The organism is Nonomuraea sp. NPDC051298 (assembly GCF_055586305.1).
Genome location: NZ_JBVJIM010000007.1, coordinates 197,942 through 215,166, shown reverse-complemented (window position 1 = coordinate 215,166; position 17,225 = coordinate 197,942). Strand labels below are relative to the sequence as shown.

The window sequence follows — 17,225 nt, the reverse complement described above, 5'->3', positions numbered from 1 at the left end:
GCCGACGCCCCCGCGACCCGCCACAGTTTCTCGCTTGGCACTCCGTCCGCCGATCCGCCATAGTCCCTCGAATGGAACGCGAACAGCTCAGCCACCTCGCCCACGCCGACCACCCCATCTCCGGCCCCATCAGCGAGGAGGGCCTCGAGCGCCTGCTCACCCGGGCGAAGCTGCCGCCGAAGGCTCGCATCCTCGACCTGGGCTGTGGCGAGGGGGCGTGGCTGACGAGGGCGCTCGCGCTCTACCCGGACGCGACGGCCGACGGGGTCGACGTGTCCGAGCCCGCGCTGACCGCCGCCGCCAGGGACGCCGACAGCCGCGGTGTGTCCGACCGGCTGCGGCTGCACCGTGTCCCGGCGACCGCCTTCGCCGCCGACGGGCCGTACGACCTGGTGTTGTGCGTCGGCGCCACCCACGCGTTCGGCGGGCTCGCCGCCACGCTCACCGCCGTACGCGCCCACCTGCGTCCCTCCTCCGGGCTCGCCCTGGTCGGCGAGGGCTTCTGGGAACGGCCGCCCACCCCCGACCTGCTCACCCGGCTGGACGCCGAGCCCGACGAGTACGCCGACCTGGCCGGCACGGTGGAGCGCATGGAGCGCGCCGGTTTCGCCACCGTCCACGGTCACACCAGCTCAAGGGCGGAATGGGACGAGTACGAGTGGTCGTGGACCGGCACGCTGACCCGCTGGGCGCTCGCCCACCCGGGCCCGGACGGCGACGCCGCCCTCTCCGCCGCCCGCGAACACCGCGAGCTGTGGCTCACCGGCTACCGGGACACCCTGGGCTTCGTCACGCTCCTGCTCCAACGCACGGACTGACGCCGATCACCACGAACGCACGGCACGAGCAGAGGCCCGATCACCAGGTCGAGCCCAGCACGGGCCGACATCCGCTCAGCAGAGGCACCCCACGGGCCAAGCCCCGATCACCAGGTGACGTGCAGCTCCGCCGGGCCGACGTCGACGCCGTCGTGGGCCCAGACGATCTGGTCGACCGGATCCCGCAGCCGCAGGCCGGGCAGCCGCCGGGCCAGCGCGCCGAGGGCGGCGGCCACCTCCAGCCGGGCCAGCGGCGCGCCGAGGCAGTAGTGCAGGCCGTGCCCGAACACCAGCGACGGGCCGGGACCGGAGCCGGAGTGCCGCTCCGGCCGGAAGGCGTCGGGCTCGTCGAACTGCCGGGGGTCGCGGTGCGCGGCCTCCAGCCGTACCAGCACCAGGTCACCGGCCGCGATCCGGGCCCCGGCCAGGTCGAGATCGGCCTGGGCGTAGCGGGGGAACGGCTCGCCGGTCCGCCCCGACTGCAGGCGCAGCACCTCCTCGACGGTCGCGGCCAGCCGCCCGGGGTCGGCGGCGTCCGGCAGCCGATCCTCGGCGAGGAGGTGGAGGGCGGCGGTCGAGATGGCGTTGCGGGCCGACAGGTAGCCGGCGGAGACGATGGTGGCGGCCATGGCGACCAGCTCGCCGTCGCTCAGCCGTCCGTCGTCGGCGTCCCGTACGGCGATGAGCGAGCTGAGCAGGTCGTCCCCCGGGGCCGCCCGCCTGGCCTCGACCAGCGTGGCGGCGTACCCGGCCAGTTCCTCCCACGCCTGGGCGGCCTGGGCCAGCTCGTCCGGGGCGCCGAACACGAAGTCGGCCCCGCCCGTGCCCCCGGCGATGGCGTGGAACCGTTCGCGGTCGCCGATCTCGACGCCGAGCAGCTCGCTGATCGCGGTGATCGACATCGGCGCCGCCAGCCCGGCCACCAGGTCGGCGGGCGGGCCGGTCTCGGCCAGCGCCGCCACGTGGTCGTCCGCCAGCCGCTCGACGCGGGCGCGCAGCCCGTCCACGGCGCGCGGGCCGAACGCCTTCGACACCAGCCGCCGCAGCCGCGCGTGCGCCTCGCCGTCCTGGAACAACGTGTCGTTGCCCTCGTGCGGCACGCCGGGCGGCGCGAGCCCGAACCTCCGGTCGGAGAGCACGGCGGCGACGGCCTCGTACGAGGTGACCAGCCACGCCGTCCGGCCGTCGGGGGTGCGCACCGGGGCCACGGGCTCCGTCTCGCGCAGGCGCGCGTACTCGGGAGGGGGTACGAGGGGGCCGGGTCGGTCGAACGGCAGGGTCGTCATCGTGCACGCCTTTCTCACGGGAGTCGCTGGCCTGCCGCCAGTCAAAACGTTCCCGCTACGTCAAGGTCAAGCCCGGACGATCCGTGGGACACGGTCCGTCGCACGCCGTGCACACTCGGGTTACCAAAGGTATGGAAGCCGCCCAAACTGTCGCCTACTCTGAAGGCTCCCAGCGGATCTTTCACCCCCCAGGATGTGCTCCATGCCAAAGGCCCGGCCGCGCGCGTTATCCCCCCACCGCAGATCACGACTGCGGTGGACCCCCATCATCTGTTCGGCCATGGCGGTAGTCATGGCCTTTACTTTGTCCGAAATCCCGGCCCCGCCCGCGCAGGCGGCCGCCTCGGTGGCGGCGCCGCAACGGGTCACGTCGAAGCAGGCCGCGCGCGAGCCGGGCGGGTGCCCGGCCGAGCGGGCCGACGCCACCTCCGCCGCCGTCGCCGCGCGACTGTGCGACGGCCGGGTGGAGATCGCCGGCGAGCGCACCGAGACCACCCAGGTGTTCGCCAACCCCGACGGCACCGTGACCCGCGAACAGTCGCTGGCGCCCGTACGGGTCAAGCAGGGCGGCAAGTGGGTCCCCGTCGACCTGACCCTGCAGCGCCAGGCAGACGGGACGGTGGCCCCGAAGGCGCACCCGCGGGGCCTGCGCTTCGCCGGGGCGGCGGCCGAGGTGGGCGAGCACGAGGTGGTCTGGCTGGGCGAGGGAGAGGAGCGGACCAGCGTCTCGTGGACCGGCCCGCTCCCCGAGCCCGTGCTATCCGGGCGGGTCGCCACCTACCCCGGGATCATGCCCGGCGTGGACCTGGTGCTGGAGGCCCACGCCACCGGCTACCAGCAGTTCTTCGTGGCCAAGGACCGGGCCGCCCTGTCCCGGGTTCGGCGGCTCACGCTGCCGATCCGCACCGGGCGGCTGTCGGCCGCGCCGGACGGCATGGGCGGCCTGCTGTTCAAGGACCAGGCCGGGCGCACGGTGTCGCGTGCGCAGACCCCGGAGATGTGGGACGCCGAGGTGTCGCCGCTCACGCTGGAGCACCGCAACCGGGGCCGGGTCGAGCTGACCACCGAGCCGCGGGGCGCCGGGCGCGCGACGATGACGCTCACCCCGGACGCCGCCTTCCTGGAGCGCGCGGACCTGCGCTTCCCGGTCACCATCGACCCACCGTCATCGCTGCCGGTGGCGTTCGACACCTTCGTGCAGACCGGATACACCTCCGACCAGTCGGGGTCCGCCGATCTCAAGCTCGGCTACTCCGACGACGGAGGGTCGTTCGTGGCGCGGTCGTTCCTGCGGTTCGCCACCACGGGCATCTGGGACACGCAGATCATCGGGGCCCAGTTGCGGCTGTGGAACTACCACTCGTGGTCCTGCTCGACCGCGAGCTGGGAGGCGTGGCGCACGGACCGGGTGGACGCCTCCGTACGGATCGGCAGCCAGCCGGTGGCGCGGGAGAAGGTCGGCACGTCGACGCAGACCAAGGGGTACAACACCGCCTGCGGCGACGGCTGGGTGACCATCGACGTGGCCAAGGCGCTGCAGAGCGCGGCCGCCTCGCACTGGAACGACGTGAGCCTGATGCTGCGCGGCACCAGCGAGACGAACCACCTGTCCTGGAAGCGGTTCCACTCCGCCGAGGGCGCCAACCCGCCATCGATCTCCATCACCTACAACGCGGTGCCCGCCGTGCCGTCGGCCGCCTCGGTGTCGCCGTGTTACACGGCCTGCGAGGCGGACGCGTGGACGTCGGCGACCCAGCCGACGCTGTCGGCGAAGCTGAACGACGGCAACGCGGGCCAGGCGCTGCAGGCCGAGTTCGAGGTGCGTGACAAGGCCACCGGCGCCTCGGTGGCCGCCTCCGGGCCGCGTTCCGGCAGTCCGGCCTGGTCCAACGGGTCGACCGCGTCGTGGAAGGTGAGCGCGGCCCTGGAGAGCGGCCGTACGTACCAGTGGCGGGTCAGGGCGAAGGACCAGCACGGGTACGGCCCGTGGACCGGGTGGTCGGACCTGACCGTCGACTCCGGCCGGCCGGGCGTGCCGTTCGTGTCCGCGACCGTCTACAAGGACGACGGCCAGCCGCACGGCGGAGCCGGGGCGCCGGACGCGTTCACCTTCACGCCCGCCTCGGACACCGCCGACCTGGCCGGGTTCATCTACCGGATGGACACCGACAGCGACACGACGACGGTGGCCACGACCGGCGCCGCCAGTGTGACGCTCCGGCCCCAGGACGGCCAGCGCACGCTGACCGTGCAGGCCAAGGACCGGGCAGGCAACCTGTCGGAGCCGAACAACTACACCTTCTCGGCGGGCAACGCGGCACTCGCCCAGCCGCTGGCGGGCGCGAACGTCGTCCGCCGCACCAAGTTGCAGATCACCACGCCAGTGGCCGGCTACACCCGCGCCTACTTCGAGTACCGGCGCGGGCCCGGCGCTCCCGCACGGCCGGTCCCCTCGGCGAACCTCACCTCGGCGGCCGGCGCGCCGATCATCGCCACGGCCGCGAGCCCGGTGCCCTTCAGCGCGCTCGGCGGGCACGCCGTCTGGTCGGCCACCCACACCCTCGGGCAGGTCGGCGGCGTGGTTGAGGTCCGCGCCCGGATCTACACCGCGACCTCGACCACTCCGGTCTACGACACACCCTGGGTGCGGGTCACCGTCGACACCAACGGCGACCACGGCGCCGACGAGGAGATCGGCCCCGGGATGGTCAACCTGCTGAACGGCGACCACGGCCAGTCCGCGACCGACGTGGACGAGCTGGGGCTGACGGTGACCCGGACGGCGGCGTCGCGGGGCACGTCCGCCGGCCACGTGGCGATGCCGGAGCGCCTGACCGTCGCCCAGCAGCAGGTCTCCGACCTGACGGGGTTCACCGCGGCAGGGACGTCCGCCGCCACCCGCTCCACGGCGTACGGCCAGGGCGAGGAGGACCCGGTGGACTCGCTGGAGATCACTCCGGTGGCCACGACCAGCAACGACACGTTCGTCGCGGTGGGCGGCGACACCGGCGGCCTGCGGCTGGGCATGCAGGCGGGCCGGACCTACCGGATGACCGGCTGGATCCACGTGCCGGCGGCGACCGGGCTGACGCCCGCGTTCGACTCGCGCGGCCTGCGCATCGTCGGCTTCACGCGGGTGGGAGGCGTCTACCGCGAGGTGGCCTCGCCGATGGCCGGGTACACCGACGGCTGGCAGGAGCTGTCGGTCGATCTCACCGTGCCGGCGGGCGCCACCGAGGCGTTCTTCCGCCTCTACAACGGCGCGCAGGGCGGCTCCGGCAAGAAGGTCTACTGGGACAACCTGTCGTTCACCGAGATTGTGGCGCCGTTCGGGCCGTCCTGGTCGACCGGGATCGTCGGCGGGCCGGCCGCGGCCACGTACACGACGCTGGCCTTCCCCGAGCCGTCGGTGGCGCAGGTGAACACGACCGACGGAGGCTGGCTCACGTTCTCCCGCAACGCGGACGGGTCGACGTTCACACCGGAGCCGGGGGTGGAAGAGCTGACGCTCGCGCAGGCGGGCGCGGACACGTACCGGCTGTCCGACAGCGACGGGACGGTTTCCGAGTTCACCCGGCAGGGCGGGGTCTGGGCGCTCGCCTCGACGTGGACGGCGGCGGGGACCTCCACCACGCGCTACGGCTACGACACCTCGGGCGGGCGCATGCTGCTCAAGCGGGTGGTCAACCCGCTCCAGCCCGGCGTGGACGACGCGGGCAAGTGCTCCGGTGCCACCCTGCCACGCGGCTGCCAGGCCCTCGAGTACGTCTACGCCGCGGCCACCGCGCCGGGCCTGAGCGACACCGTGTTCGGCGACCACGCGGACCGGGTCGTCGCGGTGAAGCTCTGGGCCTGGGACCCGGCGGCCTCCGCCACCACCGGCGAGGAGGTCGCCCGCTACGCCTACGACCACCTGGGCCGGCTGCGCCAGGTGTGGGACCCGCGCGTCAGCCCCGCGCTGAAGACCTCCTACGAGTACGACGCCGCGGGCCGGGTCACCAAGGCGACCCCGCCGGGTGAGCTGCCGTGGATGTTCGACCACGGCAACCCGGACGTGGACACGGCCGCGCTGCGCTGGGACCTGGACGCCGGCTCCGGGACCTCGGCGGCCGACTCGTCCGGCAGCGGCCGGAACGGCACGATCGCCGCGGGTGTGGGCTGGGGCCAGGGCAACGACCCCGGCCGGGCCGAGGACCGCGCGCTCACGTTCGGCGGCACGGCGGGGGCGCAGGTCCAGGTGGCCGGGGCCGCGCTGCCGAACACCTCGGCCTACACCGTCTCCGCCTGGGCCCGCCTGACCGACAAGTCGGTCAACCGGACGATCGTCTCCAAGGACGGCTCGTCCACCAGCGGGTTCTTCCTCAACTACGTGGCCGCGACCGACCGGTGGGCGTTCTCACGGGTCACCGCCGACAGTGAAAGCTCGTCCGCGGTGCGCGCCACCTCGAACGTCGCGCCCACGCTGGGCCAGTGGACCCACCTGACCGGCGTCCACGACCCGGCCACCGGCCGGATGACCCTCTACGTCAACGGGGTGGCGCAGTCGGCCACCGCGGCCGCCGGCGGCTGGAACGCGTCCGGCAACTACGTGATCGGCCGGGCCAAGTGGGCGGGCGCCGCCGCGAACCTGTGGCACGGCGGCATCGACGACGTACGGATCTACGGGCGGGCGCTGACCGCGGACCAGATCGCCGACCTGGCCGGTGACGAGGACCCGGGCAAGCTGCTGCGGGTGCGGCGGGCCGCGCTGCAGCCGGGCTCGAAGACCGCCACCGACGGGGAGACCGCCGTCAACCTGGTCTACAACACGCCGCTGACCAAGGCGGCGGGCGGGCCGTACGATCTGAACGCCGCCGCCGCGGCCACCTGGGGACAGTCGGACGTGCCGACCGAGGCGGTCGCCGTCTTCGGGCCGGAGGACATCCCGGGCCGCAACAGCGCCACCGGTTCGGTGCCGGGCACCTCCGGGTACCGGTTCGCGACCGTCTACTACCTGAACCCGCACGGTCAGGCGGTCAACGTGGCCAGTCCGGGCGGCGCCGTCGACACCCAGGAGTACGACAGGTTCGGCAACGTGGTCCGGTCCCTGGAGGCCACCGACCGCTCGCTCGCGCTCGGCCTGCTGCCGAACGCGGGCACCGACCTCGCCGCGCTCGGTCTGCTGGACTCCGACACCGCCAGCCGCGCGTACGCGCTGTCCACGACGAACGCCTACAGCACCGACGGGGTGAACCTGCTGGAGGCGGTCGGGCCGACGGTGACGATGGTGATGGAACGCCAGGTCGCCGACCCTGACGGCGGCGGGCCTCTGGGCGCGATCGAGGCCGGGTCCACGGTCATCGGCCGGCCGAGCGTGACCATGGCCTACGACGAGGACAAACCCGACGGAACCCGCTACCACCTGGTCACGACCGAGACCCAGGGGGCCAGGATCGACGGCTACCCAGCGCTCGGCCTGCGGGTCACCAGGAAGGGGTACGCCCCCGAGCACGGCGGGACGTCAGGCTGGGCGCTGCGCCTGCCGACCAGGACCGTCACCGACGCCGGTGGCGCGGACCTCACCTCCTACCGGGTCTACGACGACGCCGGCCGGGTGGTGAAGTCGCTGGGTGTCGGCGCCGACGGCTCCGACGCCCGTACGCTGGCGGTGGTCTACTACACGGCCGGGGCCAACGCGGCGGAGGCCGCCTGCGGCGACCGGCCGGAGTGGGCCGGTCAGGTCTGCCTGACCAGGGCCGCCGGAGAGGTCACCGGGCACGACCCGGCACGGATGACCGACGAGCTGCCCGTCCGTCGGGTCAGCGCCTACAGCCGTTACCTGGACGAGGCGGAGGTGAAGGAGACCTCCGGTGGCAGCACGAGAACCACGACGACGACGTTCGACGCCGCCGCCCGCGTCACGGGCAGGACCATCACGTCCGACCTGGGCGCGGCCGTGCCCGCGACGACCACCACCTACGACCCCGCCGGCGGCCGGGTCGCCCGCACCGTCGCGGACGGCGCCGCCGTCGTCCGGGAGTACGACGTGCTGGGCAGGCTGGTCGGCTACACCGACGCCGACGGCTCCGCCACGGTCACCGAGTACGACCGGTTCGGCAGGCGGACCAAGGTGACCGACCCGACCGGTTCCGGCACCTTCACCTATGACCGGGAGGCCGAGCCGCGCGGCCTGGTGACCGGGTACACCGACAACATCGCGGGCACGTTCTCGGCCGCGTACTCGCCGGACGGGCAACTGGTCAAGCTCACCTATCCCGGTGGGCTGACCCGTACGGACCGGCTCGACGCCAACCTCCAGCCGGTGTCGCGCACCTACACCCGCGACAGCGACGGGGCGGTCGTCTTCTCGGAGTCGGTGGTCAAGAACAGCGCCGGCCAGTGGATCTCCCACGAGTACACCGGCGGCGCCAAGCGTTACTCCTACGACCGGATCGGCCGGCTGACCGCCGTGTCGCACAGCGGCGCCGGCACGGCCGGCTGCGTCACCCGTACGTACGCCTACGACACCCGCTCCAACCGGACCGGCCGGTCCGTCTTCGAACCGGCGGCGGACGGCTCGTGCGACACGGCGGAGGCCGACTCGTCGGAGAGCTACGGCTACGACTCCGCCGACCGGCTGACCAGGGCGGGATACGTCTATGACGCGTTCGGCCGGACGACCAGGACGCCGGACGGGGTGGCCAACGGGTACTTCGCCAACGATCTCGTCCAGAGCCAGGAGGCCGGCGACGCCCGGCAGACCTGGACGCTCGACCCGATGCACCGGTCGCGGACGTCCCGCGCCCAGACGCAGGTGGACGGCACCTGGACGAACACCGCGGCGAAGGTCAACCACTACGGTGACGACAGCGACGAGCCGACCTGGATCGCCGAGGACGAGAACGGCGCCCGTACCCGGATCATCGCCGGGCCGGACAACGACCTGGTGGCGACGTCCTCCGCCGACGGCAGCGTGCTGCTGCAACTGACGAACCTGCACGGGGACGTGGCCGCGACCGTCGACCGCGCCCTGAGCGAGCCGGAGCTGTTCGACTACCAGGAGTTCGGCGAGCCGGCCGGCGGGCAGAGCGGCCAGCGCTACGGCTGGCTCGGCGGCAAGCTGCGCTCCGGGGAGGCGATGGGCGGCAACCTCCTGATGGGGGTGCGCCTCTACTCGCCGGACCTGGGGCGGTTCCTGCAGTCGGACCCGATGGTGGACGGCAGTTGCAACGCCTACGAGTACGCCTGCGCCGACCCGGTCAACCGTACCGACCTGGACGGCAGGGCGATCCCGGCGATCATCCTGGCGATCCTCGGCGCCGCGCGGCTGGCGTGGACGGCCTGCCGGGTCAGCAAGAACTGGTGCCTGCGGGCGCTGAAATGGGTCGGGCAGAAGGTCGTCAAGTACATCGGGCGGGCCATCGCCTGGGTCATCGGGGCGCTCTCCCGCCTGTCGCAGTACTCCCGGGTCAAGAACGGCCTCAACTGCGGCGAGGTGTTCGGCACCATGTTCTCCAACGCCTTGGGCAACTGGTCGAGTGCCAAGGGCTATCCGGGGGCGGCCAGGATGCTGGGATGGGTGGGCGGATTCATCTTCGGCTATCTGCGTAACGCCAGGTGCAGCGCCAAGACCAAGTATTCCTAGCGAACCCGCTGGAGGCCGGTGCCGTCACCGGCCTCCAGCGGGCCGGATCAGACGCGGCCCACCCGGTGTGTGGCGGCCAGGCCCCCGGGACACCTGACGAGCGCTTGTCCTGGGTCGTTCAGGGCTCGGTGGGGGTGACGTTGAAGTTGTCGCGGAAGACGTTGTCCGGGTCGTAGCGGCGTTTGAGCGCGCGCAGCCGTCGTAACGTGGGCTCGGGGTAGGCGTCGTGGAGGCGTTCGGGGCGCAGGTCGGTCTCGAAGTTGATGTAGAGGCCGTTGAAGTGGTGGAGCAGGCCGTCCCAGGCGGCGTCCAGGCCCCGGCGGCTGGGGCCGAAGGCGACGAGCTGGAAGTTGGCCGAGCGGCCCGCGTAGGCGGTGGCGTCGGCGGCGACGTCCGACGCCGCGCCCCCGACCGCGCGGACCTGGAAGAAGTACGTCTGCCCGCCCGCCACCAGCCGCGCCGCCGCCGCCGACAGCTCGGGCGTGAGGTGGTCGGCGAGCGCGGCCCTGGTCACCGGCTCCCCCTGGCCGTCGTGCGGGCCGTGCCCGACCCGCATGACCTCCTCGTACGGCAGCACCTGGATGGAGTAGTCGAGCAGCGGCGCCGCGGCGGCGACGGGCTGGAGCCGGTTGACGATCGTCTCGGCGTCGTCGGAGTCGACGACCGCCATGATCTGCCCGATCAGCGGCTGCCCGAGCTGGGCCCGGCCGATGATCAGGGAGCTGGTCAGGTCGCGCGGGGCGGCCTCCATGGCGGCTCCCCAGCGTTCGAGGAGGCCGGCCGTGTCGGAGGCGTCCACGACCAACTGCGCGAAGCCGACGTCGCCCGCCTCGTCCACCTCGAACTCGAACGACGTGGCGATGCCGAAGTTGGCGCCCGCGCCGCGTACGCCCCAGAACAGCTCGGCGTTCTCCTCCTCGTCGGCGCGCACCTGGCTGCCGTCGGCGAGCACGAGGTCCACGGCGCGCAGGTGGTCGATGGTCAGCCCGTGCTCGCGGACGAACCAGCCGATGCCGCCCGAGGTGGCCAGGCCGCCGACGCCCACGCCGCCGTAGTCGCCGGAGCTGAGCGCCCAGCCGTGCGGGGCGAGCGCGGCGGCCACGTCGCTCCAGCGCGCGCCCGGTCCGACGCGGACGCGGCGGGCCGCCTTGTCGAGGATCTCGATCGCGTTGAGGCGCGACAGGTCGATGACGATGCCGCCGTTGTTGGTCGAACGCCCGCTGATGCCGTGGCCGCCGCTGCGGATCGACAGCTTCACCGGCTGCGTGCGCGCGAACACCACCGCCTGCCCCACCTCCGCGGGCGTGCCGGGGCGCAGGACCAGGCCGGGTGAGCCGCCGCGCAGGTACGTGGAGCGGACGCGGGCGTAACCGGCGTCGCCGGGTTCGACGGCCGTCGGGGCGAGGGCGGCGGGGACGGCGTCGTAGTCGATGCCGTCACGCCGGTGCCTGCGGACGAACACGCTCTTGACCTGGCTCGGCTCCTCCCAGGACGCCGCGCGCAACGCGGGGGCGACCTCCTCGGCGAAGCGCCGCAGGATCCCGGGGTCGTCGGTGGCGAGAAGGAGGGTGCTGAGCCCTCCGGCCCGGATCAGGGCCAGGAGGTCGGCCGCCCACGCTCCGGCCGGGCCGGACCGGGGCGCGATGCGGGCCAGGCGGCGCAGCTCCCGGGGGTCACGCCCGGCCGCCTCCGCCGCCGCGTCGATCTCCGCTCCTGGCCCACCGGGTGTGGGGGACGGGCCGTCCGCCGCCGCGTCGATCGCGGTCTCGGATTCCCCGGGTGCGAAAAGCAGACCGTCGGCCTTGGCGGCGGCCAGCCTCAGGAGGCCGGGGCTCAGGGGGCTGGGGCTCAGAGGGCCGGGGCTCAGGGGGTTGGGGCTCAGAGGGCTGGGGTGTGGCTCGGCCGCCACCCACAGGGGGATGTTGTGCGCCGGGGCGGGGCCGCGTTCCGCGCCGTCCAGGCGGTGGTGCTCGCCGTCGAAGGTGAGCGGCGCGCGGTGGTGGGCCGCCCAGATGCCGCGGATGACGTCGACCGCCTCACCCAGCCGCCCGACCACGTCACCCACCCTCCCGTCCGCCCCGTCCGCCCCGTCCGCTCTGTCCGCTCCGTCTGCTCCGTCCGCTCCGTCCGTGCTCAGCACCAGCTCGACGCGGCCGTCGGTGAGCAGGTCGAGGCTGGCCGCCGCGCGCGCCGCCACCGCGGGATCGGCCTCGGGGCCGACCCGGGCGGCCAGGCGGACGCGGCTCGTGCGGGCCGCGACCCAGCTCAGCAGCGTCCATGGGTCGGTGCCCGCGGGCTCGTCCAGGAAGGACACCAGGTCGTAACCCAGCTCCTCCGCCAGCCGCGCCCGCTCGACCGCCGCCTCCGGCTCGGAGCCGCCCGGCGTGAGCAGCACGCCGAACCGCAGCGGGTGACCGTGGCCGGTGCTCATCGCGCGTTCCCCGGGACGACGCCCCGCTCCCGCGCCACGAGTTCGCGCACCAGGGGAGCGACCTCCTGGCCGAACGCCCGGATGGTGCCGGGGTCGTCAGCCATGACGATGTAGCCGGAGAAGCGGCACTCCAGGGTGAGCGCGGTGAGCTGCTCCGCCCACTGCTCGGGCGGGCCGGTCAGCAGCCGGTCACTGCGCTGGCCGCCGAGCCGTCCGCCGATGTTGATCAGGCGGCGGACGGCGGACGGGTCGCGCCCCGCCTCGGTGGCCGCCGCGTCGATGGTGGCGTTGGCCGCGGCCAGCTCGTCCAGGCTCTTCATGTACGGCAGCGACGGCAGCCACCCGTCGGCCTTGGCGCCGACCAGGCGAAGCATCCTCGGCTTGTACGCCCCCAGCCAGATGCCGATGTCGTGGGCCGGGGCGGGCCCGCGCTTGGCGCCGTCGACCCGGTAGTACGTCCCGTCCACCCGGAACAGCGAACGGTTGCCCGCGTCCCACAGCCCGCGGATGATGTCGATGGCCTCGCTGAGCGCGTCCACGGCCTGCCCGGGGCTCAGCCTCCGGCCGCCCATGGCCGCGATCGCGTCCCAGAAGCCGCCCGCGCCCAGGCCCAGCTCGAACCGGCCGCCGCTCAGCAGGTCGAGCCCGGCCGCGGCCCTGGCGAGCACGGCGGGCGGGCGCAGGGGCAGGTTGATCACGTTGCCCGACAGGTGGACGCGCTCGGTCTTGGCGGCGACGTAGGACAGCAAGGTCCAGGTGTCGAGGAAGGCCGACTGGTAGGGGTGGTCCTGGAAGGTCACCAGGTCGAGCCCGGCCGCCTCCGACTCCTGTGCCAGCGCGACGACCTCCTGCGGCGAGGCGTTCCCCGGCGTGATGAAGGACCCGAACGTCAGGTCGTGCCCGTAGTCAGGCATGTGCCCTCCTCCTCCGCCTGCGCGAGGCAGATGTGTTGCTCCGAAGACTATCTCTGTGCCAGACGAGTTGCACAACAGCTAGTTGATCCCGGACATTCCAGGCGCGGGCCCGCGCCACACGAGACGCGAAAGGCGCGGGAAGAGCGCAGGAGAGGACCGGCGGACGACCGGAAGGAGGAGCAGCACGGGCGGGAACGGTCAGGCGCCGTCGGAGAGCATCTCCTCGGCCACGTCGCACGGATCTCTGACCGGTTCGAGGTCGCGTACGTCGCAGGCCACCCGCCACAGCAGCCCGCGGAACGTGTCGCGCTCTGTCGCGTCGAGCGCCCCGAGCAGCTCGTCCTCCGCGTCGCGCACACGCCGCGCGAGGTCCTTGAACACGCGTACGCCCTCCGCCGTGGCCACGATCCGGCGCTGCCGACGGTCGGCGGGGTTGAGGTGGCGCTCGACCAGCCCCGCCTTGACGAGGTCGTCGAGCAGGTACGTCATCACCGTGCGGTCGATGCCCAGATGCGCGGCCAGGGCGAGCTGGGTCGGATGGTCACCGCCCACCACGGCGGCCAGCGTCTGGTAGCCGCGCGGGCCGTGCGGCAGGTCGCCGATCACCGTGATCACCGAACCGTGGTAGGCCCGCAGCAGCACGCCGAGGGTCCAGCCCAGGTTGTCCTCGCCGGAGAGCTGGTCGTGCCGCGCGCCGCTCATGCGGGCCATCCTATCTCCGATGCATGGCGTTCAGATGATCTGCGCCACCGCACATCCGACGCCGAAAAGATGACACGACCTCCTACTCAAGGTGGATGACCTTGTCGAGGGCAGGGTCCATGATCGGACTCCCCGACGTTTGGATGTGATATGCGAAGAACCGTCCTGTCCCTCGGCCTCTTAGCGGCGCTGACCGCACCCCTCGTGCCCGTGGCCTCCGCCTCCGCCACCGCCTCCGCCGGACCGGTGAGCGGGGCGACCACCCCGGCGTCCGCGCAGTCGATCGCCTGGGCGCCGTGCGCGGAGAACGCCGCGGTCGAGTGCGGCACGCTGACCGTGCCCGTCGACTACGCCAAGCCGGACGGCGAGAAGTTCGAGCTCGCGCTGGCCCGCCGCAAGGCCACCGACCCCGCCGCCCGCATCGGCTCCCTCGTGATCAACCCCGGCGGCCCCGGCGGCTCCGGCGTGGCGGCCGTGCTCGGCGGCGGGCTCGGCTTCAGCTCCGAGCTGACCAGCCGCTTCGACGTCGTCGGCTTCGACCCGCGCGGCGTGGCGCGCAGCCACCCCATCCTCTGCTCGCTCGACCTCGCCGTGCAGGCGCCCGACCCGCTGTCGATCAAGAGCCAGGCCGACTTCGAGGCCCTGCTCGCGCACAACGAACGCTACCGCCAGGACTGCCGCCAGCGCACCGGCCCGCTGTTCGACCAGGTGCACACCGGCAACGTCGTACGCGACCTCGACGCCCTGCGCGCCGCGCTCGGCGACGACAAGCTCACCTACTACGGCGTCTCGTACGGCACGCTGATCGGCCAGCTCTACGCCGAGCAGTTCCCCGGCCGCGTGCGCGCGCTCACCCTCGACAGCAACATGGACCACAGCCTGGGCACGAGGGCCTTCCTCGACACCGAGTCGTGGACCGCCCAGGACTCCTTCGACGAGTTCGTCGCCTGGTGCGGCAAGACCGCCTCCTGCGCCCTGCACGGGCAGGACGTACGCGCCGTCTGGCGGGACCTGCTGGCCCGCGCCGACCGGGGCGAGCTGGAGGTTCCCGGCTTCCCGGGCGTCAAGCTGACCAAGGTGGGCCTCATCGGGCAGGCGTTCGGCGCGTTCTACGGCCCGGCGTTCAAGGAGCTGGCCGACTTCCTGGAGGCGCTGGCCGAGGGGACCCCGTCGGAGGCGAAGGCGATCCTGACGCCCCTCGCCACCCGCTCGGAGCAGGTGATCAACGACGCCACGCAGGTGTTCTGCCAGGACTACCTGCTGCCGATCCGCGACTACCGTGAGTACGAGCGCCACATCCGCAGGTCGGCCGCCATCGCGCCCGACATGCTGATCAGCTCCGCGGGCCACGGGATCTCCGTCGCCTGCCTGGGCACGTCCGCCCCGATCCCGAACCCGCAGCACCGCCTGGACGTGTCGGGCACGCCCACGCTGCTGCTGGGCAACGCCCTGCACGACCCCGCCACCGCCTACCCGTGGGCGGTCAACGCGGCGAAGCAGATCGGGCGGGAGGCCCGGCTGCTGACGTACGAGGGGTGGGGACACGGCATCTACGGCCGCGGCGAGTGCCCGACCACGGCCATCGACGACTACCTCGTCTCGCTGAAGGCGCCCGCCAAGGGTGCGCGGTGTGAGGCGGTGCCGCCCGCCGAGGTGGGCCCGCTGCGTACCAGGCCGCTGCCCGGTCCGGTGCCGGGGATGCCCGGCTGGACCTTCGCGCGGTCGTAACGAGATCCCGCCACCGGATCCCGGTGGCCTCGCGGGCACGGCCCGCGAGGCCACCGGCCGGGCCCCCGTGCTCGCCGGAACCGGCCCGCGGCTACTCGCCGCCCGGCTTGACCAGGCCCGTCTCGTAGGCGAGCACCACCGCCTGGGCGCGGTCGCGCAGCGCGAGCTTGGCGAAGATGCGGGCGACGTGCGTCTTCACGGTGGCCTCGCTGAGCGTCAGCGCGTACGCCAGCTCGGCGTTCGACAGGCCCCTGCCCATGAGCGTCAGGACCTCCAGCTCGCGCGGCGTCAGGGTGGCCAGATCGCCGTGGACGGCGACGGGCGGGGCGCCGGGGGCGCGGTCGGCGGCGGCGAAGCGTTCGACGAGACGGCGGGTGATCGACGGGGCCAGCAGCGCGTCACCGGTGCCGACCAGGCGTACGGCGGCGGCCAGGTGTTCCGGGGTGACGTCCTTGAGCAGGAAGCCGCTGGCGCCGATGGCCAGGGCGGCGTAGACGTACCGGTCGAGGTCGAACGTGGTCAGCATGATCACCCGGCAGCGCGGGTCGTGGGCGAGCACCCGGCGGGCCGCCTCCAGGCCGTCCATGCCGGGCATGCGGATGTCCATCAGCACCACGTCGGGTGCGAGCCGGTGCGCCTCGGCCACCGCCTCGGCCCCGTCTGCCGCCTCGCCCGCGACGTCGATGCCGCGCGCGGTCAGTATGAGCCGGAACCCGACCCGTACCAGCGCCTGGTCATCGGCGATCAACACGCGCGGGCCCGCACCCGGCACGGGCCCCGGTTCCGAAGCCCCGCCGGGTTCCGTGGCCGGGTGTGTCACGGGCGGTCCAGGGGGATGCGGGCGCGGACCCGGTAGCCGCCGCCGAGCCGCCGCCGGGCGTCGAGGTCGCCGCCGTACATCGCGACCCGTTCGCGCAGCCCCAGCAGCCCGCGCCCGGCCCCGTGCGCCGGCCGTCCGCCGTCGTCCGCGCGCCCGGCCGCGCCCGTGAGCACGCTCGGCCCGGTGTTGAGCACCTCGACCCGCAGGTACTGGTCGGTGTAGCGGACGCTCACCTCGGCCTTGGCGCCGTCGCCGTGCTTGAGCGCGTTCGTGAGCGCCTCCTGGACGATCCGGTACGCGGTCACGTCGATCCCGGCGGGCAGCGGGCGGGGCGGGCCGGAGACGCGCACCTCGACCGGGAGCCCGGCGAACGCGATCCGGTCGGCCAGCGCCCCCAGCCGGCCCAGCCCCGGCTGCGGCGCGAGGTCACCCCCGTCGGCCCCGTCCCCGACGCCTTCGTCGTCGCCGTCGGGCGACGGCGCCAGCAGCCCGAGCAGGTGGCGCAGCTCGGTCATCGCGTCCCTCCCCGCGGACTCGACGGCCCTGAGCGCGGTCTCGGCCTCGCCCGGCATCGTGGGCAGCACCTCCCTGGCGGCCCCGGCCTGGACCACCATGAGGCTGACGTTGTGGCTGACGATGTCGTGCAGCTCAGCGGCGATCCTGGCGCGCTCGGCGTCGACGGCCGCGCAGGCCGCCCGTTCGCGCTCCCGTTCCAGCAGCCGCCCCTGCTCGCCGAGCGCGGCTCGGTAGCGGCGCCGCGTCCGTACGAGTGCCACCGCCAGCCATCCCGCGACACCGCACGCGACCGCCAGGGCGGCGATCAGCCATTCCCACACGAGACCATCTTCGCGTCACCCGCGAACCCCCACATCCTCCCCCGGCCCTACATCCACGGGATGACG

Annotated in this window: 9 protein-coding genes; 3 read left to right on the top strand and 6 right to left on the bottom strand. The window is 73.5% G+C overall.

The window, feature by feature from the left end; all coding sequences use genetic code 11:
* The first annotated feature begins 71 nt into the window (after window positions 1-71).
* A complete protein-coding gene (locus tag ACZ6S0_RS22465) occupies window positions 72-818 on the top strand; it encodes an SAM-dependent methyltransferase (protein ID WP_465920792.1) in 747 nt (248 codons plus the stop codon).
* A gap of 107 nt (window positions 819-925) precedes the next feature.
* On the opposite strand, the gene ACZ6S0_RS22460 is transcribed toward ACZ6S0_RS22465, so the two are convergent.
* Window positions 926-2,104: a cytochrome P450 gene (locus tag ACZ6S0_RS22460; RefSeq protein WP_465920790.1), complete on the bottom strand. Its 1,179-nt coding sequence runs from the start codon at window positions 2,102-2,104 to the stop codon at window positions 926-928.
* Window positions 2,105-2,384: 280 nt separating this feature from the next.
* Here ACZ6S0_RS22460 and ACZ6S0_RS22455 point away from each other — a divergent pair, with 280 nt between their 5' ends.
* Window positions 2,385-9,728 (top strand): LamG-like jellyroll fold domain-containing protein, encoded by a 7,344-nt coding sequence (locus ACZ6S0_RS22455; RefSeq protein WP_465920787.1) that lies wholly within the window; start codon window positions 2,385-2,387, stop codon window positions 9,726-9,728.
* Between the two features lie 118 nt (window positions 9,729-9,846).
* Here ACZ6S0_RS22455 and ACZ6S0_RS22450 read toward each other — a convergent pair whose 3' ends face one another.
* The 3 genes from ACZ6S0_RS22450 to ACZ6S0_RS22440 form a co-directional block, all read right to left on the bottom strand.
* Entirely contained in the window at window positions 9,847-12,159 is a 2,313-nt protein-coding gene (locus ACZ6S0_RS22450) for an LLM class flavin-dependent oxidoreductase (RefSeq protein ID WP_465920783.1), read from the bottom strand.
* Window positions 12,156-13,073 carry an LLM class flavin-dependent oxidoreductase gene (locus ACZ6S0_RS22445; RefSeq protein WP_465920780.1) on the bottom strand — a complete coding sequence of 306 codons (918 nt, stop codon included), beginning with the start codon at window positions 13,071-13,073 and terminating at the stop codon, window positions 12,156-12,158. The genes ACZ6S0_RS22450 and ACZ6S0_RS22445 overlap by 4 nt, the downstream gene beginning before the upstream one ends.
* A gap of 198 nt (window positions 13,074-13,271) precedes the next feature.
* Complete coding sequence (locus ACZ6S0_RS22440; RefSeq protein ID WP_465920779.1) at window positions 13,272-13,775, bottom strand: MarR family winged helix-turn-helix transcriptional regulator; 504 nt, start codon at window positions 13,773-13,775, stop codon at window positions 13,272-13,274.
* Between the two features lie 150 nt (window positions 13,776-13,925).
* On the opposite strand from ACZ6S0_RS22440, the gene ACZ6S0_RS22435 reads away from it, so the two are divergent.
* Window positions 13,926-15,503 (top strand): alpha/beta fold hydrolase, encoded by a 1,578-nt coding sequence (locus ACZ6S0_RS22435; protein WP_465920776.1) that lies wholly within the window; start codon window positions 13,926-13,928, stop codon window positions 15,501-15,503.
* A gap of 91 nt (window positions 15,504-15,594) precedes the next feature.
* Here ACZ6S0_RS22435 and ACZ6S0_RS22430 read toward each other — a convergent pair whose 3' ends face one another.
* Together ACZ6S0_RS22430 and ACZ6S0_RS22425 are read right to left on the bottom strand one after the other, a co-directional pair.
* Window positions 15,595-16,254: a response regulator gene (locus ACZ6S0_RS22430; RefSeq protein ID WP_465920775.1), complete on the bottom strand. Its 660-nt coding sequence runs from the start codon at window positions 16,252-16,254 to the stop codon at window positions 15,595-15,597.
* Window positions 16,255-16,319: 65 nt separating this feature from the next.
* Entirely contained in the window at window positions 16,320-17,159 is an 840-nt protein-coding gene (locus ACZ6S0_RS22425; RefSeq protein WP_465920771.1) for a sensor histidine kinase, read from the bottom strand.
* Between the last annotated feature and the right edge of the window lie 66 nt (window positions 17,160-17,225).

Excerpts from the sequence above, each read along its gene's own strand:
- ACZ6S0_RS22450 (WP_465920783.1), bottom strand. The coding sequence starts at position 12,159 with ATGAGCACCGGCCACGGTCACCCGCTGCGGTTCGGCGTGCTGCTCACG.
- ACZ6S0_RS22460 (WP_465920790.1), bottom strand. The coding sequence starts at position 2,104 with ATGACGACCCTGCCGTTCGACCGACCCGGCCCCCTCGTACCCCCTCCC.
- ACZ6S0_RS22445 (WP_465920780.1), bottom strand. The coding sequence starts at position 13,073 with ATGCCTGACTACGGGCACGACCTGACGTTCGGGTCCTTCATCACGCCG.
- ACZ6S0_RS22465 (WP_465920792.1), top strand. The coding sequence starts at position 72 with ATGGAACGCGAACAGCTCAGCCACCTCGCCCACGCCGACCACCCCATC.
- ACZ6S0_RS22435 (WP_465920776.1), top strand. The coding sequence starts at position 13,926 with ATGCGAAGAACCGTCCTGTCCCTCGGCCTCTTAGCGGCGCTGACCGCA.
- ACZ6S0_RS22440 (WP_465920779.1), bottom strand. The coding sequence starts at position 13,775 with ATGAGCGGCGCGCGGCACGACCAGCTCTCCGGCGAGGACAACCTGGGC.
- ACZ6S0_RS22455 (WP_465920787.1), top strand. The coding sequence starts at position 2,385 with ATGGCGGTAGTCATGGCCTTTACTTTGTCCGAAATCCCGGCCCCGCCC.